The sequence below is a fragment of the Maridesulfovibrio salinus genome, assembly GCF_055394525.1.
Map to the genome: position 1 here is coordinate 2,577,501 of NZ_AP042461.1, position 22,183 is coordinate 2,599,683.

15 protein-coding genes and 2 rRNA genes (1 of these 17 running past the window's edge) are annotated in these 22,183 nt (G+C 46.0%); 12 read left to right on the forward strand and 5 right to left on the reverse strand.

Features of this window, described 5'->3' with window-relative positions:
- The 3 genes from ACZ5PW_RS11760 to ACZ5PW_RS11770 all read left to right on the forward strand — a co-directional run.
- Positions 1–1,119, forward strand: a 23S ribosomal RNA gene (locus ACZ5PW_RS11760) (it extends 1,817 nt beyond the left edge of the window).
- Positions 1,120–1,328: 209 nt separating this feature from the next.
- Positions 1,329–1,443, forward strand: a 5S ribosomal RNA gene (gene rrf / locus ACZ5PW_RS11765).
- 538 nt (positions 1,444–1,981) lie between these two features.
- Positions 1,982–3,271 carry a GGDEF domain-containing response regulator gene (locus ACZ5PW_RS11770; RefSeq protein ID WP_464553690.1) on the forward strand — a complete coding sequence of 430 codons (1,290 nt, stop codon included), beginning with the start codon at positions 1,982–1,984 and terminating at the stop codon, positions 3,269–3,271.
- Between the two features lie 66 nt (positions 3,272–3,337).
- Here ACZ5PW_RS11770 and ACZ5PW_RS11775 read toward each other — a convergent pair whose 3' ends face one another.
- The 4 genes from ACZ5PW_RS11775 to ACZ5PW_RS11790 all read right to left on the reverse strand — a co-directional run bounded on the left by ACZ5PW_RS11775 (position 3,338) and on the right by ACZ5PW_RS11790 (position 6,877).
- The gene (locus ACZ5PW_RS11775; RefSeq protein ID WP_464553693.1) at positions 3,338–4,651 is read right to left on the reverse strand and encodes a TRAP transporter large permease; all 1,314 of its coding nucleotides are present in this window, start codon (positions 4,649–4,651) and stop codon (positions 3,338–3,340) included.
- Position 4,652: 1 nt separating this feature from the next.
- Positions 4,653–5,141, reverse strand: coding sequence for a TRAP transporter small permease (locus ACZ5PW_RS11780; RefSeq protein WP_464553695.1), 489 nt, complete (start codon positions 5,139–5,141; stop codon positions 4,653–4,655).
- Positions 5,142–5,239: 98 nt separating this feature from the next.
- Positions 5,240–6,250, reverse strand: a complete 1,011-nt coding sequence (locus ACZ5PW_RS11785) for a TRAP transporter substrate-binding protein (protein ID WP_464553698.1) — start codon at positions 6,248–6,250, stop codon at positions 5,240–5,242.
- A gap of 30 nt (positions 6,251–6,280) precedes the next feature.
- Positions 6,281–6,877 carry a TetR/AcrR family transcriptional regulator gene (locus ACZ5PW_RS11790; RefSeq protein ID WP_464553701.1) on the reverse strand — a complete coding sequence of 199 codons (597 nt, stop codon included), beginning with the start codon at positions 6,875–6,877 and terminating at the stop codon, positions 6,281–6,283.
- A 303-nt stretch (positions 6,878–7,180) separates the two neighbouring features.
- Here ACZ5PW_RS11790 and ACZ5PW_RS11795 point away from each other — a divergent pair, with 303 nt between their 5' ends.
- Entirely contained in the window at positions 7,181–8,449 is a 1,269-nt protein-coding gene (locus ACZ5PW_RS11795; protein WP_464553704.1) for a nickel/cobalt transporter, read from the forward strand.
- Between the two features lie 202 nt (positions 8,450–8,651).
- Here ACZ5PW_RS11795 and ACZ5PW_RS11800 read toward each other — a convergent pair whose 3' ends face one another.
- Entirely contained in the window at positions 8,652–9,662 is a 1,011-nt protein-coding gene (locus ACZ5PW_RS11800) for an MJ1477/TM1410 family putative glycoside hydrolase (protein WP_464553707.1), read from the reverse strand.
- Between the two features lie 238 nt (positions 9,663–9,900).
- Between ACZ5PW_RS11800 and ACZ5PW_RS11805 the strand changes: the two genes are divergently transcribed.
- The 8 genes from ACZ5PW_RS11805 to pelF are packed head-to-tail and all read left to right on the forward strand — an operon-like array spanning position 9,901 to position 22,181.
- Complete coding sequence (locus ACZ5PW_RS11805) at positions 9,901–10,461, forward strand: GNA1162 family protein (RefSeq protein WP_464553709.1); 561 nt, start codon at positions 9,901–9,903, stop codon at positions 10,459–10,461.
- On the forward strand, positions 10,380–11,300 hold the full coding sequence (locus ACZ5PW_RS11810; RefSeq protein WP_464553712.1) for an endo alpha-1,4 polygalactosaminidase: 921 nt from the start codon (positions 10,380–10,382) through the stop codon (positions 11,298–11,300). The genes ACZ5PW_RS11805 and ACZ5PW_RS11810 overlap by 82 nt, the downstream gene beginning before the upstream one ends.
- Positions 11,284–13,371 (forward strand): polysaccharide deacetylase family protein, encoded by a 2,088-nt coding sequence (locus ACZ5PW_RS11815; protein WP_464553715.1) that lies wholly within the window; start codon positions 11,284–11,286, stop codon positions 13,369–13,371. Before ACZ5PW_RS11810 ends, ACZ5PW_RS11815 begins: the two co-directional genes overlap by 17 nt.
- The gene (locus ACZ5PW_RS11820; RefSeq protein ID WP_464553718.1) at positions 13,368–16,196 is read left to right on the forward strand and encodes a tetratricopeptide repeat protein; all 2,829 of its coding nucleotides are present in this window, start codon (positions 13,368–13,370) and stop codon (positions 16,194–16,196) included. Before ACZ5PW_RS11815 ends, ACZ5PW_RS11820 begins: the two co-directional genes overlap by 4 nt.
- 4 nt (positions 16,197–16,200) lie before the next feature.
- On the forward strand, positions 16,201–18,105 hold the full coding sequence (locus ACZ5PW_RS11825) for an SPOR domain-containing protein (protein ID WP_464553721.1): 1,905 nt from the start codon (positions 16,201–16,203) through the stop codon (positions 18,103–18,105).
- A 59-nt stretch (positions 18,106–18,164) separates the two neighbouring features.
- Positions 18,165–19,574 (forward strand): GAF domain-containing protein, encoded by a 1,410-nt coding sequence (locus ACZ5PW_RS11830; RefSeq protein WP_464553724.1) that lies wholly within the window; start codon positions 18,165–18,167, stop codon positions 19,572–19,574.
- The gene (locus ACZ5PW_RS11835; protein ID WP_464553727.1) at positions 19,555–20,667 is read left to right on the forward strand and encodes a HEAT repeat domain-containing protein; all 1,113 of its coding nucleotides are present in this window, start codon (positions 19,555–19,557) and stop codon (positions 20,665–20,667) included. Before ACZ5PW_RS11830 ends, ACZ5PW_RS11835 begins: the two co-directional genes overlap by 20 nt.
- Positions 20,664–22,181, forward strand: coding sequence for a GT4 family glycosyltransferase PelF (gene pelF / locus ACZ5PW_RS11840; protein ID WP_464553730.1), 1,518 nt, complete (start codon positions 20,664–20,666; stop codon positions 22,179–22,181). Before ACZ5PW_RS11835 ends, pelF begins: the two co-directional genes overlap by 4 nt.
- Positions 22,182–22,183 lie beyond the last annotated feature (2 nt).

Below are 22,183 nucleotides of genomic sequence, written 5' to 3' on the forward strand. Positions count from 1 at the left end.
ACATAGGTCTATGCTAAGTCGTAAGACGATGTATATGGACTGACGCCTGCCCGGTGCTGGAAGGTTAAAAGGAGGTGTTAGACTTCGGTCGAAGCTCCGAATTGAAGCCCCAGTAAACGGCGGCCGTAACTATAACGGTCCTAAGGTAGCGAAATTCCTTGTCGGGTAAGTTCCGACCTGCACGAATGGCGTAACGATCTCCCCACTGTCTCAACCAGAGACTCAGTGAAATTGAATTACCGGTGAAAATGCCGGTTACCCGCGGTAAGACGGAAAGACCCTGTGCACCTTTACTATAGCTTGACATTGGGTTTAGGGCTATCATGTGTAGGATAGGTGGGAGGCTTTGAAGTCGGCACGCTAGTGTCGGTGGAGCCAACCTTGAAATACCACCCTTGATAGTCTTGAATTCTAATCCAACGCCGTTATCCGGCTTGGAGACAGTGTCTGGTGGGTAGTTTGACTGGGGCGGTCGCCTCCCAAAGAGTAACGGAGGCTTGCAAAGGTTCCCTCAGGCTGATTGGAAACCAGCCGTTGAGTGCAAAGGCATAAGGGAGCTTGACTGTAAGACAGACATGTCGAGCAGGAACGAAAGTTGGTCTTAGTGATCCGGTGGTCCCGCATGGAAGGGCCATCGCTCATAGGATAAAAGGTACGCCGGGGATAACAGGCTGATCGCGCCCAAGAGTTCACATCGACGGCGCGGTTTGGCACCTCGATGTCGGCTCATCACATCCTGGGGCTGAAGCAGGTCCCAAGGGTTCGGCTGTTCGCCGATTAAAGTGGTACGCGAGCTGGGTTTAAAACGTCGTGAGACAGTTTGGTCCCTATCTACCGTGGGCGTAGGAGAATTGAAAAGGGTCTGCCCCTAGTACGAGAGGACCGGGGTGGACGAACCTCTGGTGTTCCTGTTGTCGCGCCAGCGGCACTGCAGGGTAGCTATGTTCGGAAGGGATAACCGCTGAAAGCATCTAAGCGGGAAGCCTGCCTTGAGATTAGTTCTCCCTATGCTTAACGCATCTGAAGATTCCAGGTAGACCACCTGGTTGATAGGCCGGAGGTGTAAGTGTGGCGACACACTCAGCTGACCGGTACTAATAAATCGTGCGACTTATCTTTCTTCTCTTCCCTATAACTTTAATTTTGCGTATTGCACGCCATCTGCGAATTTTTAAATCTGAGCCAACTGCTCATGTATTGAGAATACACTTCGCATCTGGCTTCAGATTGATAAAATTCACATCTGACGCACACTACACAAAATTGAGTTGTAGAAAAAATCTTCTCTGTTTTAACAATATATTTTGCTCATCGTAGCAGGCAAATTTGCTTGCGACCACTGAGGAGAGGCCACACCCGACCCCATTCCGAACTCGGAAGTTAAGCTCTCCATCGCCGATGATACTGCTGGGTAGCCAGTGGGAAAGTAGGTCGTCGCAAGCTTTTATTTCAAAGCCCCCTTGTGAACAAGGGGGCTTTCTTGCGTTTAATGCAGGAAATTTGAGCGGAGGGGGATTGGGGTCTACACCAAAGAAAGGGGGGCAAGCCCGAATGATCAAATATTTTTAATTTGGTCAAAGATAATTGTGTAATTATGACTGATTATTTTTTGTAATTTATATCTGGTTTTGACTGGAACTCTCTACCTTTCATTGGATTTAGGAAATTATGCGTTGTTGCAGTCTAAAATCTGAGAAATCAATTTTATATGTATCTAATTGATAATATGTATTAAATATTTTGTTATAATTGGTATATTGGACTGGGTCTTTTTTTGCGCGGAATTATAATTTTTGCGGATTAATGATAATTGACTTTTATGATCCATGAAGTTTAAAAAAGTATAATATGCTCAGATGTATTTTATTAAACTAGTTAAGCTGACATATATTTGGTATTCTTTTATGAATATCAATTATTTTACAAGGACCACTACTAGGTAAAAGAAATAGTCAAAGATTAAAACTTTCGGGAAGTGGATATGTCTGAAGATATGATCGTTGCAGATAAGGGCAGGCCGACAAAATTATTAATCGTTGAAGACAGCATAACATTTGCAGGAATTTTAAAAAGAAGCATTTTGGCTAAGCTGGATGTAGAAGTTGTGCTTTGTCGTGACTATTCTAGTACCAGAGATCTCCTTAAAGGAAATAGTGAGGATTTCTTTGCGGCCTTGCTTGATATTGTACTTCCTGATGCTCCAAATGGTGAAATTGTTGACTTAGTCGTATCTGAAGATATACCTTCTGTTGTATTTACGGGTGAGATTAGTGACGACTTGCGAGATTCAATGTGGGCTAAGCGTATTGTTGATTACGTTCCAAAGGTTAATTTTGATGATATTGAGCATGTTGTGAGCTTAGTGGATAGATTGCGCAAAAATATATTCAAGACTGTTCTCGTAGTTGACGATTCCAGTACAAGCCGTTCTCTGTGTCGTGAATTGTTGGAGGTTTTTAATTTTCAAGTTTTAGAGGCAGCCAATGGCAAGGAAGCTTTGGAAATAATAAATAGTACTGAGATTCATCTTCTTATTGTTGATTACTATATGCCTGTGATGGAAGGTCCAACATTGGTAAAAGAGATACGGAAGGAATATTCAAAAGCAGTTCTTCCTGTAATCGGTTTTTCCAGTGCAGGAGGGGCGAGTACCTCTGCCGATTTTCTTAAAAGCGGAGCTAATGACTACATCAGCAAACCTTTTGTACCTGAAGAATTTTATTGTAGAGTTACTAATACTGTTGATACTGCCGAATATATTAAAACTATTAAAAACATATCCGATAACGATTCTTTAACAGGAATTTATACTCGTAGTGCTCTTTTCAAGTATGGCGAAAAACTATTTGCACAACAGAAACGCTCAGAGTCTACACTCGTTGCAGTAATGATTGATATAGACAATATCAAGGCTCTAAACGATAGATATGGGCAGATCGTAGGAGACGAGATCATCAGTCATATTGCATCCTTACTGCGTAAACGCTTTCGTAAAGGTGATGTTGTAAGTCGCTACGGTGGTGATGTTTTTTGTGTTTTATGTGCAGATATGAAATTACAATTTGTTGAATCTGTTTTTAAAGAGTTGGTTGAAAATATTTCTAGCGAACCTATTGTTATAGGTGAGCATTCAATTGATGTTACTGTAAGTATTGGTGTCCATACTCAATTGGAAGATAATCTTGAAACAATGATTTCAGGGGCGGAAAAGATGTTGAGGCAGGCTAAAGGGAAAGGTGCTTCCAGTATCGAATGTAGTATGGGATGCTAATTTATAATTTGTAATAAAAATTAAGCCGCTGCACGATTGTGCTGCGGCTTTTTTGTTTATACTTTTCTAATACATTGCTTCCGGCAAGAATAAAATAAGCTGCGGAAAGATGGCAAAAAGAATAATTCCAATGATGATTGCCAATAGAAAAGGCATGGTTCCTTTAAAGATATCTTCAAGAGTAATATCCGGTGCTATTTTCTGAGCCATGCCATAGACGACATAAACGTTGATCCCCACCGGAGGTGTTATTACTCCTATTTGGGTTACAAGTACAATGATGACACCAAACCAGATAGGGTCGAACCCAAGTGTGGTCACTACTGGATAAAAAACTGGAATAGTCAGCATGATGAGGGCTAAAGCGTCCATAAAACACCCACCTATAAAATAGATGAAAAGGATCATGGACATAATGATAAGCGGGTGCAGATCGAATGAAGCAGTCCAGGCAGCGACATTGAAAGGGATGCGGGTTACTGCAAGGAATTTACCAAAAACTACAGCTCCTGCTACAAGGAAAAGCACCATGCATGAGGTCCGCAGTGTTTCGTAAAGTGAGTTGATGAATGCCTGCCAGCTTAACTGTCGTTTGATAATTCCAAGAGCCAGAATGCCGAGAACACCTACCGCGGCGGATTCGTTTGGAGTGAAAAAACCGAAAAACATTCCGCCGATGACCAGCCCGAATACTGCAATAGTATCCATAAGTCCTAGTAGTGATCTCATTTTTGCAGCAAGTGGAAAGTTTTCCCCTTTTGGACCTAGCTCAGGATCTCGGGAGCACATTATTCCGATTGCAGCGATGAAAAGTATCGTGAGGACAATAGAGGGAATGATGCCTGCCATGAATAAAGCTCCGATGGACTGCTCGGTGAGTACTCCGTATACAATGAGAACCACACTCGGCGGCATTATCATTCCCAGTCCGCCTCCGGAAGCCACAGATCCGGCTGCCAGAGTATTGGAATATCCGTAGCGTTTCATTTCAGGGATTCCCACTGTTGCCATTGTGGCGGCAGTAGCAGGACTTGATCCGCAGACTGACCCGAAAGCAGTGCAGGCAGCGACAGTTGCCATTGCAAGTCCACCCTGAATATGTCCCAGAAAATGATAAGCTGTGGAGTAAAGTTTACGGCTTATTCCACTGTTAAACGCCAACTGGCCCATTAAAATGAAAAGTGGAATTGTAGAAAGGCTGTAAGAAGAAAAGGTGTCATAGAAACTGCGAGACAGCAGGTTCAGCCCACCTTTCATGGATGTAAGCATGGCGAATCCGCCCACGCCGACCAGAGTCATTACATAAGCTACCGGCATGCGGGTCAGAAAAAGGGCCAGCATGACGAAAACACCTATTATTCCAATAGTGCTCGGTTCCATTTTATTCCCCTTTGTTAAGGAGCACAATCAGCTCTTTTATAATTGTGAGGGTGAAACATCCGAAACCGAAGGCCAGTGCGTATATAACCATGTAGGTTGGAAGCTCAAGGGTCATTGATACCTCGCCGGATTCCCGCATGGTGCAGCCATAGAGAAACAAACGCCAGGACACTGTACCGAAAAGCGCTGCGCTGATTGCGTTTGTGCAGATTTTAAGACATCTTCGTGAACGGTTGCCAAGTTTGCTGTATAGAAATTCGACCCCGATATTGCTTTTCTGAGAATGTGTGTAACCAAGAGCGAGCCCTGTAGTAAGCACAGCCAGAATTGATACTATTTCTTCAACCCCGAAAATGGGTGAGCCAAGCACTCCTCGGGAAATAATGTCAGCCCCGGTCAAAAGGGCCATACTGATAAGACAGACAGCTGCGATGTTTTTCAGCAGATTCTCTAATTTGTCTGTAAAGTTGGAAATCTTAGAACCACCCACCGGCTACTCCGTATTCTTTATTGAATATTGTTTTTAAATAAACTTCCCCCGCCGTGCAAACATACAGGGCGGGGGAATAATGATTATAACAAATAATATTACTGAACCTTGTTCAAAGTTTCAACGGTGAAGTCCAGAATCTCTTTGCCGTTCAGTTTTTTGCTGTTGGCGTTGGAGATGTATTCTTCCATCATTGGTTCCGCTTTTTCTTTCCAGCGTTTTCCTTCAGCTTCGGATAGTTCAATGAACTGGCCGCCTTTTTCGGTCAGGAATTCCCTTCCTTCTTTATCACTTTCATCCCATGCCTGACCGTGCTTCTCGGAAAATTCTCTGTTGAGTTCCATGATCGCTTTCTGGTCCTGCTCGGAGATTTTGTCCCATTTGTTCTTGTTCATGACGACAAAGAAAGTAGTGGTATAGCCAACAGGGTAGTTCAGGGTACAGTAGTCGACAACTTCACCCATTTTCCAGCCTTTGTTGGTTTCCATGGGGTAGACTCCACCGTTAACCACGCCTTTTCTGATGGCCTGATAGGTATCGGGCATGGACATGGCGACAGGCGCAGCACCGAGTGCTTTGAGAAGCTGAGCCGAGTTTCCGGTTCCACGCAATTTCATGCCCTGAATGTCTTCAAGCTTTTTCACTGGTTTTTCAGCAGTGAAAAGAAGTCCGGGACCGTGGGCGTGGAAAAACATCACTTTGACATCCTGCAGCTCTTCGGGCTGAAATTTTTCGTAAACTGCGTTGGCTACTGCAGTTGCGGCAACACCTGATTTGTAGCCCAGAGGCAGGTCAACGGCAGCCATTGTAGGGAAACGACCGCGTGAGTATGCAAGTGCGGACATACCAATATCTGAAAGTCCCTCGACTACGCCATCGTAACACTGCTTGGCTTTGGTAAGCGTGCCGCCAGGAAAATAAGAAATATTAACACGCCCATCAGTGCGCTTGGTTACTTCTTCTGACCATTCTTTAGCTAGTTTGGATTGAATGTGTGTCGGTGGGAAGAAGTTGGAGTACATAAGATTGACTGATCCAGCACCAGCGCTGAGCGGCATCGCAAACATGCAGATACTCGCGGCCATGACGGTAAGTAATAACTTTTTCATATTGCCTCCGGTTTATGAAATATTGCCTGATTATAGGGCTTTTTTCAGTCCTTTAGAAAGAGCCAGAGAAACGGCGGCTTCTCTGACATCAGTAAAGCTTACAATTCCTGTTTCAAGGGCACTCTGAACCATGAATCCTTCAAAAAGAATTGTATTGATGGCCCCGATTTTTTCCGGTGGATAGTCCGTCTCTACAAAGCCCCGGACAAGCTCTGCAAAGACATTTTCTGAAAGACGGTACTGGCTTAAGCTAAGGTCATCTCTCAATTCGGGAGTCCTCGAAGCGTGAACCGTGAATTCCAGAAAGACTTTTGCCCAGTTTTTGTCCAGCATGATGCTTCCGAGAAAATCCCAGATAATATACATCACCTCTTCAAGAGATTCGGCTTTACTCAGGCTTTCATCCCTTGAACGGCGGTAAGTGGCCATTTTGTCCTGAACAATTTCCAGGAAAAGCTTATCCTTGCTTACCCAGTGGCGGTAAAAACTGCCTTTAGAGTACCCGGCACGTTTGGTAATTTCAGCCACTGTTGTTTCCATGAACCCTTTTTCTCCAAAGAGTTCGCTAGCGGCTTCCATAAGTTCGCGTTTGGTCTGCTGTGATTTTTCCTGTTGTTTTCTGGCCATTTGCTTTTGTCTCAGGTCTGTTTTGTGACCATTGGTCAAAAAGTGACCGTTGGTCAGTTTTTGTCGTATAACTGTCAGTTTTGCGGGTGTCAACTCGAAATAGTAAATCGGTTGAAAAACGTTATTTATCCTTGGCATAATCGGGGGAGTCTGTGAATATATAGCCCATCTTAATTTACCTTAAAAAGGACAGTAAACTAAGTGTTTAAATATATACTAACGTTCTTGGTTTTATTCTGCAGTCTGCCGTGCGTATCTGCTTTTTCACACCCTTTGGGGGAAGTGGTGCAGGAGACGACAATTATGAACGAGGGTGGGCGGTTGCTCATTGTTTATAATACTTCCATAGGTCCTTCCATCACAGCCACGCTTGTTCCTGATCTTAATCATGATGGAAAAGTCTCCGGTGTTGAGGAGTCCAAGCTCGCGAGGGCTATTCATGAAATTCTACTCCCGAATCTTGAAATATATTTAGATGATAAACCCGTTATACCTGATCTTTACTATGATTCTGTTTCTCCTGCTCCAGGGGGATATAACAACGGGTTGCGTTCTAATCTCGTTTATTCCATTGAGCTGTCAGGAGAAGAGTTATCTAAGCACTATCTTAGATTTTCTGACAACAACTTCCGGGCAGGGGAGCTCAAATGGTTGAAATGGATGATACAGGCTGATCCAAGATTTGTTATTTCCCGTACCTCACCGGATTCAAGGGAGCTGAATTACCAGTTTTTCATCAAACCGGTTGATGAGCAGGATGGGCCTATGCAGGGGGAGAGTATTCCCTCTGGAGATTCATTAAAACCTGAGCCGCAGGAAGATTCCAGTCAGGCCGCCCTTAAGGACTACCTGTCCCGCGAAAATCTTGGAACTGGAACGATGCTTTTTGCGCTTGGACTGGCCTTTGTACTAGGTATGGGCCACGCATTGAGTCCCGGTCACGGCAAAGCCATGGTCGCCGCTTACCTTATAGGTCGAAGCGGTCGTATCCGTGATGCCTTCACCCTTGGAACAATCGTAACGATTACTCATGTAGCAAGCGTGATTGTGCTTGGTATTGCCGCATTGCTGCTTTCACGTTATTTTCTACCGGGCGATCTTTATCCGTGGCTTGGTGCTTTTTCCGGTGCTTTGGTCTTCGTGGTTGGATATGTGATGTTGGCGAGAAGGGCGGTACATCACCACCATCATCATGATCATTCCCATCACCATCACCATAGCCATGATGATCAAAACGGAGAGGTTTCGTGGTGGTCCATGCTCAGCCTCGGTATTGCCGGGGGCATGGTTCCTTGTCCTACAGCGCTGGTTGTCTTGCTGGCTTCGGTTGCTTTCGGCAGGATTGTATTCGGGTTGCTGCTTATCTTTTCCTTCAGCTTCGGACTTGCAGCAGTGCTGATAATAATCGGTATTCTGACCGTGCGGGCCTCAAAGCTGACCGAGAAGTTTTCGGGTTCCCGAAAATGGATAGAGAATATGCCGGTTGTAAGTGCCGGTCTTGTTATGGTTGCCGGGGTTGCAATAGCTTTGAATGCGCTTCATTCTGGTGGGGTGTTTGTTTTTAATCCTTGAGAACAAAGTGCGTAGTTTAAATATAGCGGGCTTGTTGGACAAAACTTCCATTAACAATTGTTTGATTTTTATGAATATTCTGTGGGGGCTAGTATCTCTGCAGTCACTGATATTATGCAATGAAATAAGGCCATAGATGTTAAGTCTCTATGGCCTTGTTTTTTCTGTCAGACCTTATTTAATCTGACCGATTGATGGCTTGCTATCTGTAAGCATGAAAATCAGTGAGGACATCCAGAGCCGCATCCGGTGTTGAAGCGTAGGGAACAAGCTTGAAATCGAGTTTACTTACCTGCTTCAGATAATCTGCATATTTTTTTTCATCAATGTATTCTACGGCCATGATTGTTTTACCCGCATCGGCAAGTTGTTTTGCCAGTTTCAGTCTGTAATTGCGGTCATCTACGCTGTATATATTGTAAAGGAGACTTTCCAGTCCCACCATATCCACGGTTTTGAAGTAGACTTTTTTATATTCCGGTGAGCAGGATTCGAGAACCCCCAAACCGTTCTGGGGGCAGATTATGAAATTTTGGCCCGCCCTTTTCCTGCAATAGTCTGCAATGCGGGCAATCAGTTTTACCATATCGTCCGCTGTAGTCTGCTCTTCCATTCCCTGTTCATGCCAGAACCAGTACGCATCAACAATATCGAGATACACTCCGTCAAAACCGGCTTCCAGAATCCGGTCAAGGTAAGGCTTTAGAGCCAGTTCCCACCAGTCTTCCCTCCAGTATTTGACCTTGTGGTTTTTAGCCCAGTCAGGATTTTCCGGTCCCATGAAGCGGGGCGGATTATCCATCCATGCTTTTTGCCAGTAGAATCTGTATTCCTCGGCTTCGCCTATCGAAAAATAGCATAAAATCGTTTTGTTGAAGCGATGCATTACCGCCACTTCATCAGCAGTGAACCGCTTGCGGTCGGACCCGTCCTTTGAATAGTCGGTAACGATCAGATCGTAAGGTGATTCCGCGAGTCTTGCTACTGAAGGGTGCTGTAAAACGTATGCCCAACTATTGATTTCAGGATGTTCGGGAGTCATTCTTATCTCCTTTTGTCGGGAAATTTCTGCAGAGGGCTGTGATTTGTTATCGGATGCTGTGGTGCTGCAAGCCGAGACAAAAAGCAAAATGATTGAAATTAATATAAATTTTAGTTTCATTGACTGATTTTTCCTGTTAATGTTGGCTTGTATTGGAAAATAACATGTCATCTTGAAAAATTAAAGTAAGTTATTTAAAAATAATGGATAATTTTGAAAAAGCAATGAACAGTCCTGAGAATAAGCTAAGAATGAAGGCATGTCTGACTGTTAATCCTTGCAGGCGAGTCTCTAATTGAAAAACACTTTGTAAAGGTTTACCACTGAAGTTGTCTATTCGGGTGGAGTAATAAAGATGTTTTTTGCCTTAATAAGCAAAAAAATTATTTATAAATTTAAGGAGGGTTCTGTGAAAAAAAATCTTTTCACCGTTTTGTTTTCTATAATGCTGCTTGCCGGTTGTTCCGGAACTTACATGAAAGATTACGTGCAGCCGCAAGGCATTGCCAGTGACGCCAGGCATGTGGCTGTCCTGCCTCTAGTAAACCTTACCACTACTCCCAATGCGGGACGGATGGTGAGCGATCTTCTTTCTACCGAACTGTATTCATCCACAAAGTTTCAGCTGATGGAATCCACTGATATGCTCAAGCGGGTCAAAGGCGAAGGCGATGACCTTGAGTTTGTGATGGAAGATGTTGTCGCGCAGAATATCGGGCATAAGCTCGGTGTTGATACTGTTATTTACGGATCTGTCTCCGAATATCAGTATAAGCGGGGCGTCAACCAGAGCCCGACCGTAGGTATCAATCTCAAGATGATTGATGTCGCTTCGGGTAAGGTACTCTGGGCTTCTTCATCTTCCAAAAGCGGAGGCTGCTTTTTCGGATGCACGGAATCACTGAACAGCGTTGCTCAGGAAACGTTGGAAGAAATGGTCATGACCATGTCCGACGTGCCTGCACAGTAATCACCTTTCTGGCCGTGATCGGTTTCAGTCTTTTCGGGTACAGGATAGAAATTGGGCAGGCTGCCGGGCGTGTGGCATCCTGGGCTTGTTACTACGGTAGTGCTGATAAAACTTCCGAGCTGCTTAATTTCGATCTGTGCGTTCTGGCCGAGTCGGGGCAGGACCCGGATTTATTGCGCAAGCAGGGCAGGAAAGTTCTGGTCTATGTCAGTCTCGGGGAGATTGCCGGAGACAGTTCCTATCTTGATGAAGCCCGCAGTCAGGGGCTCTTGACCCGTTTCAATGAGAACTGGAATTCATGGGTTGTGGATATCCGTGATCCTCTTTGGCGCGAGATGCTCTTGGAACGCATAATTCCGAGGGCATTGGAGCGCGGGTATGACGGCCTCTTCTTTGATACTCTGGATTCTCCCATTGATATGCAGAGGCGCGATCCTGATCGTTTCAAAGGTACAGAGCGTAGTTGTGTAGAGCTGGTCAAGGCTATCCGCAGCAAATATCCTAAGCTTCTGCTTTGTCAGAATCGTGGCTTTGAGATAATCGGCCGTACCGCTCCATTTCTGGACTTTTTTCTCATAGAAGGCCTTAGCAGTTCTATGAAACTAGGAGATAAACAGTCCAGTAAAGTTTCAGAACAGGACCGGGAGTACCTTCTTGCAAAGACGGGGCAGGCTATGAAAGCCAATTCCGGTTTGAAGGTCCTTAGCCTTGATTATGCTTCTCCAGACGAGGCAGAAGCCATCAGCAAAGCGTGCGAATTTTCCAGAAAACAAGGATTTATCCCATATGTCAGCACACCGGAGCTTAACGAAGTCTTCATTCATGCAGATTGTTTGTAAGCTGCTTTTGATTATTGCTTTTCTGTTCGGAATCATGCCTTTTGATGCATCCGCAACAGAAGTAAAGCGTAAAGTGCTTGTACTTTTTGACAGCAGTACCGGGCAGACCGTTCGTGAAAATCATTTCGTGGAAGGATTTGCCATGCCCTTGAATTATTTGGGTTTCCTGTATGAGATCCATGATATAAACGGCTTCTCCTATCCGGAGGGTCCCGATATGGACAGGTTCGGTGCTGTTATTACAGTTTTTTCAGAAGACAGCATGGCCGAACCGGAACGTTATTTAAGCTGGTTGGTAAAGCAGCAGGACAGCGGGAAGAAGGTTGTTATAACCGGCTCACTTGGTGCATATCGCAACAGGGACGGTCAGCAGGTAAGCGAGGAACTCATCAAGCGAGTCTATTCAGGACTTGGTTTCTCGTGGCTGGGCAATGCAACCAATGACCGCATGAAGCTTAATTATGCTGAAGTTGATAAGAAATGGATGAATTTCGAAAGAAAGCTTCCGATTTTCCCACCGGCCTATGCTCATATTGTACCTGAAAATGAAGCTGTGAATACATGGGTCGGAGTAGAGCGCAAGGGAATTACAGACTCCACAGGTGCTGTAGTAGCAACAGGGCCCGGTGGCGGTTTGGCAATGACCGGATTCATACGCTGGCAGGATCCTGTTAACTACCTCAAGCAATGGTATATCAATCCCTTTGAATTTCTCCGGCAGTCGCTCGGAGTTGAGGGCGTTCCTTCTTTGACTCCTACCACTTTAAACGGCTTGCGGGTGGCCTTTGCTCATATCGATGGAGACGGCTTCGCCGGATATACTGAGATCGACAAGAACAAGAATTGCGGTGAGATTGTCATGGAGCGTATTTTCGCCCGCTACGATTTCCCTAATTCCGCCTCGGTCATCGCTGGGGAGATTAATCCTGATGTACGCGGCAGTCTCGATAATGTTGAGCTGGCCCGTGAACTTTTCGAGATGGAGAATATAGAGACTTCTTCTCATTCATATACCCATCCTTATGCATGGAATGCCAAGCTCCGTGAATCCAAAGAGTATGCGGAGGATTTTGTTGTCGGCCAGTACGAGAAACCGGGGTATGAGTTTGATGCCCATTACGAAATAGTGGGCTCGTGCGATTACATAAGCGAAGACCTTGCTCCACCGGAAAAACCTTGCAAAGTGCTGTTCTGGTCCGGGATGTGTGATCCCACACAGGAACAGGTTGCCATTGCAGATAAGGCGGGCATCCTGAATTTGAATGGTGGTGATTCGGTTATGGATGCGCGTCGTGATTCTTATTTCGGTGTCTCCCCGCTTTATCGTGAACTTGGAAAATACAGCCAGATTTATACCGGACAGGCCAATGAGAATATACTCACCAATCTATGGACCGGACCTTTTTTCGGTTTCCGCAACATTATTGAGACAATGGAGCGGACCGGATCTCCCAGACGGATCATGCCCATTGATATCTATTACCATTTTTACAGTGGGGAGAAATTCGCTTCCCTCAAGGCTCTCGAAGATGTCTATGAATGGGTTCTTTCACAGGACTGTGCAAAGATTTATGCATCGGCATATATCAAGATGGTCAGGGGATATCTGACAGGCAGGGTGGAAAAGATCAACGCCGAACGTTTCACTGTTTCCAATTACGGAAATTGTCTGAGTCTGCGGCTGGACGGCAAGGATAGAATTCCTGATCTGCGAAGATGCAGTAATGTTCTGGGTTATGATGTCCGGCCTGAAGGTGTTTTTGTTCATCTCAGGCCGGGAGAGGAAAGGGCCGAGCTTGTGCTTGCAACAGATAAACAGATCAACCGTAATTTTCTATACGTTCGCAATGGTTCCGGCTGGGTAATTGATTTTCAGCGAACCGAAGTGGGAGCTCGGTTTGTCTTTGACTGTTTCAGCACGGGCAGGCTCTCTCTGGGGGGGCTTGTACCGAATGCCGGGTATAGGGTTGTCCGCAAAAATGCTTCCTCTGTTGAACTTGAAAGTGATGGGAATGGCGTTCTGGAAATCGGAAACATAACATCCGGTCCAGTGGAGATTGTCAGGATTTGAATATAAAAATCTGGCGGGTACTGCTTTTCGTACTCATCATAATCGGGAGCACCGTGGTTATATATCCCTTTCCGAGGGATATGGTGAAGCTGTATCTTGAAGGCGGAGAGCTGGCCAAGGCTTCTGACCTTCTGGATCAGTTACTTGCGGAAAATCCGGATGACCTTGGGTTGCTGACACTTTCTTCAGATGTTTTCCTTGTCCGGGGGCAGCCGGATAAATCAATTGCCAGCCTGAAGAAGGTTCTGGAGCAGAAACCGAACGACAAAACAGCACTGGAAAAGCTCGTTAGGGTTTACGAGTGGAATGTCATGCCCCGGGAAGCGATTCAGGTGTGGGAACAACTGGCCGCTCTTGAACCTGAGAACCTGAAGCCTCTGGAACAACTGGTCATGTACTACCGCTATTATGACCGCCTTGAGCATGAAGTTGATGCGATTGTAAGATTGAACAGGTTACAGTCCAGTCGGTTGTTTGCTGATTTTTTTATTAAAGAACTGAACTTTGAAGTGGAAAAACTTTCGTTGGAACGTGACAAGAAAAATGGCGATCAGGTTCTTGATTATCTGATCCGCCAGATCTTTGTTGTGGGCGAACAGTTTCGCGTGGCTTTAAGTGATGAAGACAAAGTGAATGTAATGGAATACATCACTTATGTTCTTGAATATTATGTAGGGATGGATCACATCCAGGAAGGTTATGAATATGCCTTGCGCATGGACCAGGCCAGAGGTGGCACGATTGAAAGCCGATTGCGTTTTGCCGTGGTTCTAGGCTGGTTCAGGCAATATGAAAAGGCTTTGGCGATTCTTGATCCTTTGAAAAAGATCGAGCCGGATAATGTTGAACTGATAAGGGAGACAGCCAATCTCGCAAGGGCTGCCGGAAGGCTTGAAGTTGCGGAAGTGGCTCTTGAGAAGCTTGTTCAGCTTGAACCGGAAAACACAGACCATCAGGAACAGCTCGGTCAGGTTTATATGCAGACCGGAAAGCATTCCAAGGCGGTTGAGCTTTTCCGCAGGCTGGCTGAAAAACTCGACAGTTGGCTTAAGTATGCGCACGATATGTTGAGGGCCGCTCTTTTCAGTTCTGATAAGCAACTGATGGCCGAGGTTATTTCCGACACTTCTGATGTTGATATCTCTGATTCCGAGTATCTAAGGACCAAAGCAGATGTCCTGCTTGCCCTTGAACGTCCCATGGAGGCATATCCGGTTTTGAAGAACCTTGTGCAGGGACCTGATGCCCGGATTGTTGATTTCGAGAGAATGCTTGATGCGGCAGCAGTCAGTAAAGACAAAGAGCTCGCGGCGGAAGCTGTTAAACTGGCTTTGGAATTTGATCCTGAGAATATTTCACTCATGCGTAAATCTGCCCTTGCCTGGCGTGAAGCGGGCGAGTTTCAGAAGTCATACACTCTTTACAGGAAAGTGGCCGGTCGCGATAAGCTTGAAGAAGATATCATCAATATGCTTTTGGCGGCTTCTGATACCAAAGATTTGAAGACAGCGAGGAGTGCGGCCCGGTATGCATCTGAACTTGCTCCGGATAATGTGACGGTTATTGCCCAGTCCGGCGAAATCATGCTCTGGCTTAATTCACCTGCGGATGCTTATCCTTATTACCGCAAGGCGGCTCTAATTACTGGGGGAGACCGGGATTATGTAATGACCCTGATACAGGTCGCCTCATTTACAAGAGACAAAAAAACATTTCGTGATGCAGCAGAAACAGCCATCAAGCTAAGGCCTTACGATGAAGAAGTTGCCTTGCTGGCGGCTGCGGTATGGGCTGCCTCCGGGGACAGTGTAAAGGCATCCAGGCTTATCGCGGAATTTGCCGGCCGGGGTGAGAAGAATATGGATACTCTTCTCAAGTGGGCACAATTGGCGGATGATGCCGGGCTGAGTGAAGAGGCGTACCGGATATATGATCGACTTTATGCCTTGAATTACAAGAAAAAGCAGGTGCGCAAAGAGCTTGCAAGACTTGCGGGCTGGACGAACCGTCCGGCAGAGGCTGCACTTTTTTACGGTGAAATGTCGGATGAAGACCCTCGGAATATTGAACTCGCTCTGCAGGCTGCTCAAAGTTTTTCTGATGCGGGTGATTATGACAAGTCAGTGGCTTATTATAAGCGTGCGATCGCTCTGCGTCCCGGTGATTATAAGTTGAAACTTGATCTGGCAAGAACATACGGCTTCGGGGGCATGGAGAGTGAGAGGATAGCTCTTTTCGAGGAACTTTGGGAAGCGGGGCAGTTGCCCGAAGAACAGAGGATAGAACTGGCCCGTGCTTTTATAGACGAACGCAGGCCGAAGCCTGCTCTGGATATTCTGGAGCCTTATGCAAGGCTTGATAAACTTCCCCGGTTTGAAGGATTCCTGCTCGCTTCAGCTTTGCAGCAGGCCGGGCGGGGAACTGAAGCCTCCGCAGTTTATAAAAGACTTGGAAAAGAGTACGCTGATGACGAGGTCTTTCTGGCCAGACTTGGAGCGGAGGCTTTGTTCAATAATTTTGATGACGAAGCGTATAGTCTTTTTGAAAAAACTCTCAAGCTAAACAGGGATAATCATACAGCTCTTAAGGGACTTGGGATTATTTTCGGAGAAAGGGAGCAGTATAAAAGAGCTGTAGCCAGATTAAGGCACTATCTCAGGCTTGTGCCTGATGATGCCGAGGGAAGATATCAACTGGGTGAAATATATCGTCTGATGGGTCGTGAAGCAGATGCGGTTAGACAGTTCAGGCTTGCGGAAAGAGCTATTCGTCGGAAGGGCGGACAGGATATCCTCAAGAATAATATAAAGCTGATGAACAGGTAGAAATGTGAAAAAGTTAATACTGACCTTCTTTATCCTGGCTTTAGCCACCGTGTTTCTGGATCCCGGAGCCGTGCCTGTTCTGGCGAGGGAGAATCAGCCTGTTCTGAATGATGGTAGGGAAATAATTTGGACTGTAAGAATCAGTTCATTTGAACAGGTGGATAACGCATGGGATTTCATGGATTATCTTCAAAAAGAAGGTATGAAGCCTGATCTTGTCCGCTTGTATGATTCAAATGGAAAGTTGTGGAGAGTGGTGCAGATAGGCAGTTATCCTTCAAAAAGTCAGGCCCGGATTGCGGGACGGATTTTCAAAAAGAAAACAGGGCTTGATTATCTTGTGCGAAGCATGCCTGTTGAGCTTCTTGATAAGAGAAGGGCTGAAAGCCGAAATACCCCTCTTCCGGAGGGATCGGTTGTATTTAAGAAAAATGGTGGCTCCGAGGCTGCACAGGCTGTTCAAGAAGAAGCCGGTGAGGATGTTAATCAGGAATTCGGAAGCAGGTACGGAAGTCTTGAAGGGGCTTCGGAAGAATTTTTCTATGAACTTGACCAGCGTGACGTGCTGCGTGCTGTATCCAAACGGCAGCGCAATGTAATACTTGCCCGGATAATGATCCGGCGGGGTTATGTGAATGACGGTATAAGGCTTTATGAAAAGCTGCTCAAAATTTATCCGGATGATCTGGAGCTCCGTGAAGAATACATCGGTGTTCTGCTGGATAATCAGGATGTTGGTAAAGCTGAACGGCTTTTAAGGGCGTGGTTGCAGGATGACCCTGCCTCACCCCGGGCTCTGCGACAGGATGCGCGCCTGAGGTTGCTTACAGGCAACTATGAGCAGCAGCAGGCTACTCTTGGATATCTGCTCCGGCTCAGGCCCGGTGACACCGATTCTATTTCCGCCAAGGCTTACAGCAGGCAGCAGGGCGGGGACTGGCTCGGCGCGATCACCAGTTTTTCGGAGTTGATTGACAAGGAGCCTGACAATGTTGATGCCCGCCGGGCTCTTTCAGGACTGCTGCGGCAGCGCAGGCCCCGTCTAACTTTTACTCCCAGTGTTTATCTCCAGCCCAATGAAACCATAACAACTACTCTGGGCGGCAGTTTTGCCATGCAGTTGAGCAGTCTGACCCGAGGAGAGGTTTATTATTCCAATACAAATATCTACCGCCCCGAGGGTGATGGAATTGAGAAGATTGATAAGAATATCAACCAGATGGCTTTTCTTTTCAAAAGGGATTTGAGCCGGACCTTTACCGGTGTATTCGGCGCCGGAGCATATGACGGCAGCGGTTCGGGAGTTTCAGGAGCTCTGGGTTTCGATTGGATGGTACATGAACCGGGAATGCTTTCCGCCATGATTGATTACAACAACCCCTGGCTGGATGAACCTACGGCGGCGAACTATGAAGGGCGCTACAATCAGTTTTCCCTGACCTATGACGGTTTTTATGATGATACATGGGGGCTTTTTATAAACACCCAGTTGCGTCAGTACATGATTGATTCAGACCGTCTTTACGGTCACCGGGGAGTTTTCAATGTGATTCTTACCAGAAGAATCCTTGCTGATCCTGATCTTTTTGTTTCGTATTCTTTTTACCGCTCCAAATTTAAATATGATAACGACAATTTCACTCCTATAGATATAGTGCGTAATGAGGCAATACACACCCTCAGCGCGAGTTTCAGTAAATCCCTTTGTGATGTTATTTTTATTGAAGGCAGCGGTGGCGTCCGGGCAGACGAGTTTAAAACCCGTCTGAGTTATTTTGGCGGACCTTCCCTGATTATCAGACTGGGAAGATTCGAATTCAATACCGGATACGAGTACAGCAGTGATTCAGGTCTTGCCGGGGGCGGTGAGACCCAGCTTATCAGGGGAGGGATCAGTTTTGTATTCTAGCGGAATTGAAATACCGAGCATTGCTTTGATGGTGCAAAAGAACAACCGGGCAGGCTTGAATGTTTAAAGTTCAATCCAAAGTAAGTAAATTCAAGCTGTCAAAGTATTTTGAAGTACTCTTGGGGCTGATAGGAATTACTGCGGTCAATCTTATTTTCTGGCGCAGTGATCCCGGGTTTGTAAATGTTTCCCCCCATCCATACTGGCTGGTGGTTCTTCTTACGGCAACACGGTATGGATTCGCTGGAGGGGCCTTTGCGGGTAGTATGGCGGCGCTACTGGTCCTTGTTTTTAAAAGTCTGGCTATCCCTGATATTTCCTTTGCCGATTTCAGGACTCTTGACATGTGGGGAAAGCCGCTGCTGTTTTTTCTGGTCGGCGTTGTGCTGGGGGAGAACCGGCAGTTGCAGATAAGGGAATTTGAAGATGTCTGCGAGGCTCGTGATGCTTTCAAAGATGCTTTTGATAAGATCAAGGTTAAGTTCGATATATTGAGTGAAGCTAAGCAGGAAGTTGATACCAAGATACTTTCACAGGAAAGCACGCTCGGAACCCTTTATGAAGCGGCTCAGGGCTTGCGTTCTCTGAGTATTGACAGCATTTACCCTGCCGTACTTGAGATTCTGCGCGATTTTATGGAAGTGGAGGAATGTTCTATTTACCTTCTTGAGGGAAATGAGTTCAGGCTGGATACGGCCTTAAGGCACGGTAAAGGTTTTCTGCCCGAAGTTGTTCCCGTCGGTGATGACCTCATGAGTCTTGCTGCTGCGAGAAAAAAAGCTGTTTCTATCCGGGACGTTGCCGATTTTGAAAAAATGCCCGGAGGTGTTCTTATTTCAGCCCCCATACTTGCGGATAATCAGCGGCATGTAGTTGGTATTCTCAATGTGGAAAAAATGCCTTTTCTTAAGTTTACCAGTGATTCGGTGCGGGTTGCCGGGCTGGTTGCCGACTGGTGTGGCAGCAGTGTCGAAAATGCTACTGTATTTGCTGAAACCAAGGAAAAGCTTATCGCGGATGAACTGATTGATGCATATACATACGAGTATTTCAAAAGACGTCTAAGGGAAGAATTTGTCCGCGCAAGACGTTATGAACTAGATCTTTCCCTGATTCTGCTGGAGTTTCCCGGGCTTTCCGATGCTTCGGATGAAGGCCGTGAAGAAGTGCTTATGGCATTCAGCATGATCCTCAAGAATCAGATCCGTGAAATTGATATTCTTTTCATAAGCGACAAGCCCGGAGCTTTTTACCTTATTCTGCCCACGACCCCGCCGGCGGGAGCCCGGGTGGTAGTTAATAACCTGCTGAAATCATTCAAGGCTCTTAGTGTTATGGCATTTGAGACAGACCAGAATCTGGTCGAATTCAGGGCCGGTGTTGCCGGGTATTACATCGGGATGGAAGATCCCATGGAAATGGTCAAGTCCGCGCAGGAGGATGTGGTAAGTGTACTTTTTGCGGAATAAAGTTATCAGGATTGCACGGCTTAAACTGGCCGTGGCCTTTATTTCCGCCTACGCTTTTGCTGCGGTGGCCTTCTGGCTTTATGTGCATCGCGCAGACGAGCCTTATTTTATTTATGAGGCTTTAGGCGCTCATATCATGTCTGGTCTGTCGTTTATCATTTTCACTTCTCCCAAGCCTAGGGCCTTGCCAGGGATAGCTTTTTATTATCCGCGGATAGCAGCATTGTTTACGGTTTTCATGCCTTTGATCGGTTTAATAGGAATATCCATGACTCTTATTGTTTCTCGAGTGTTTATGGTGAGCCATGGCCTTGCGGAGGAATACAAGGAAAAAGCATATGAAGGTGTCGGTACTGATGTCGAATTACCTACCGATGTAACCGAATTTCTATACGATGAAGTGGATGTCCATCCCATTGCGGATATTCTTGCAGGGGATGATATCGGCATGAAAAGGGGAGCTGTAAACCTTCTCAGAAGAATCGGTTCAGCTGAGGCCGTGAGACTTTTGCGTAAGTCCATTTCCGATGAAAATGCCGAGGTCCGTTTCTATGCCCATACCGCGTTGACCCGGCTTGAAGAGGACTATGCCGAGTCACTTGATAAAGCACGGTTCCGTGTGGACCGCTACGGCAGTGCCCAGTCCTATGCTGAATTGGCCCTGATTTGCCGCAACTATGCCCGAAGCGGCCTCCCGGAAAAGAATATGCAGGAGCAGTCACAGGCACAGGCGTGTGAAAACTGGGAGATTGCGGTTAAGATGGACCCTGAGAATCTTGATTTTCAGATGCGTCTTGCTGAGGCATATTGTGAGAAGGGAGAGTATCCCAAAGCATTGGATATTTACCAGCAGACCGCATTGTTTCCGGATCAGGAGCTTGAATCAAGGCTGGGAATATGCAGGGTCTTTTTCGAGCTTGGTAATTATCTTGCCTTGTTCCAGCAGGTGAGTGAAATGCGGGGACGTCCTGTACCACCCACATCAGATCCATTCAAATTGAATACCTATAATTTTTGGAGAGAATTTTTTGATCAGGTCGAGGAAGCTAAAGAAACTTATGATGATTTCGATTCTGAAGGAGTTTTGATATGAGTGACAAGAAGAACTCCGAAAAAGAATACGATGTCTGTCTGCTCCTTGAAGGAACATACCCTTTCGTGTCCGGCGGTGTTTCAACCTGGATACACAACCTGATCAAGGGCATGCCCGAACTGAAATTCACCGCGGTCTGTATTCTGGCTTCCTCCAAGGAAAAGGCAGAATACCGCTACGAACTGCCTGATAATTTTGTAGATCCCAAAATAGTCTATCTGCACGATCCCATAGAGGTGAAGAGGAGTCTCTTCAAGCGTATCTCTGCCAACGATATGGATAAGCTGCGGAATATTCACGGCAGTATGAATAAACTGGACACGAAGCAGTTGAAGGAGATTGTGGAACTTTTCAGGAAGGGCAAGTTTCCTCTTTCTGAGCTTTTTCACGGCAGGCAGGCATGGGATTTAATGGTAGAGCGATACAAGCCGGAAACCAGTAAGGAATCATTCATTGATTATTTCTGGACTTTCCGCTTTACCCATCTGCCGATTTTCAAAATGCTCCCCATTGAACTTCCCAAGGCTAGGGTTTACCACACAATTTCCACAGGTTATGCAGGTCTTCTAGGCGTGGTTGCCCGTGTAACTACAGGGCGCCCTCTGCTGCTCACCGAGCATGGGATTTACGTTAAGGAACGCAAGATTGAAATTTCACAGGCTGAGTGGGTCTACAGAAAAGAAGATAAGCGGTTCAGGGTAGAGAGCAAACTTGGTGCTTTCCAGACTTTCTGGATTCGCATGTTTGAACAGCTTGGTAAACTGTGCTATGATTATTGTTCAGAGATATTCACTCTTTACGAAGGTAACAGACAGCTTGAAATCCAGGAGGGTGCAGACCCGGACAAGATTACGATCATTCCCAACGGAATAAGTCTGAAAAACTTTCTTGGCTTGAGGCCCGCTGATCATGATTATGCCGGGCAGACTGAGTTTGCAGTCGGTTTTGTAGGGAGAGTTGTTCCCATCAAGGATGTTAAAACCTTTCTGCGTGCAATCAAGGTAGCCTCAACAAAAATTGATAAGCTTAAAGCTTACATCATGGGACCTACAGAGGAAGACGAGGAGTATTACGAAGAATGTGTAAACCTCGTCAAATTGCTGCACCTGGAAAATGTGGTCGAGTTCACGGGAAAAGTTGAGGTTACCGATTATCTTCCTATACTTGATGTTATTGTGTTGACAAGCATCAGTGAAGCCCAGCCTCTGGTTATAATGGAAGCCAACTGTGCCGGTCTCCCTGCTATAGCTTCTGATGTGGGATCATGCCGGGAATTGCTTGAAGGGCGTACTATTGCCGATCAGGCTCTCGGTCCGTCAGGCATTGTAACTAAGGTTGCGGACCCTTCAGATACCGGGGCAGCAATAGTCAAGATACTTACAAGTCCAATTCTGCGACAGCGTATGTCCAAAGCCGGGGTTGAAAGGGTGAAAACATTTTATAAAGAGTCCGACCTCAATAAGAGGTATCTCGAAATTTATAAAGATTACGCCGCAATGGATAATCTGGAGTAATT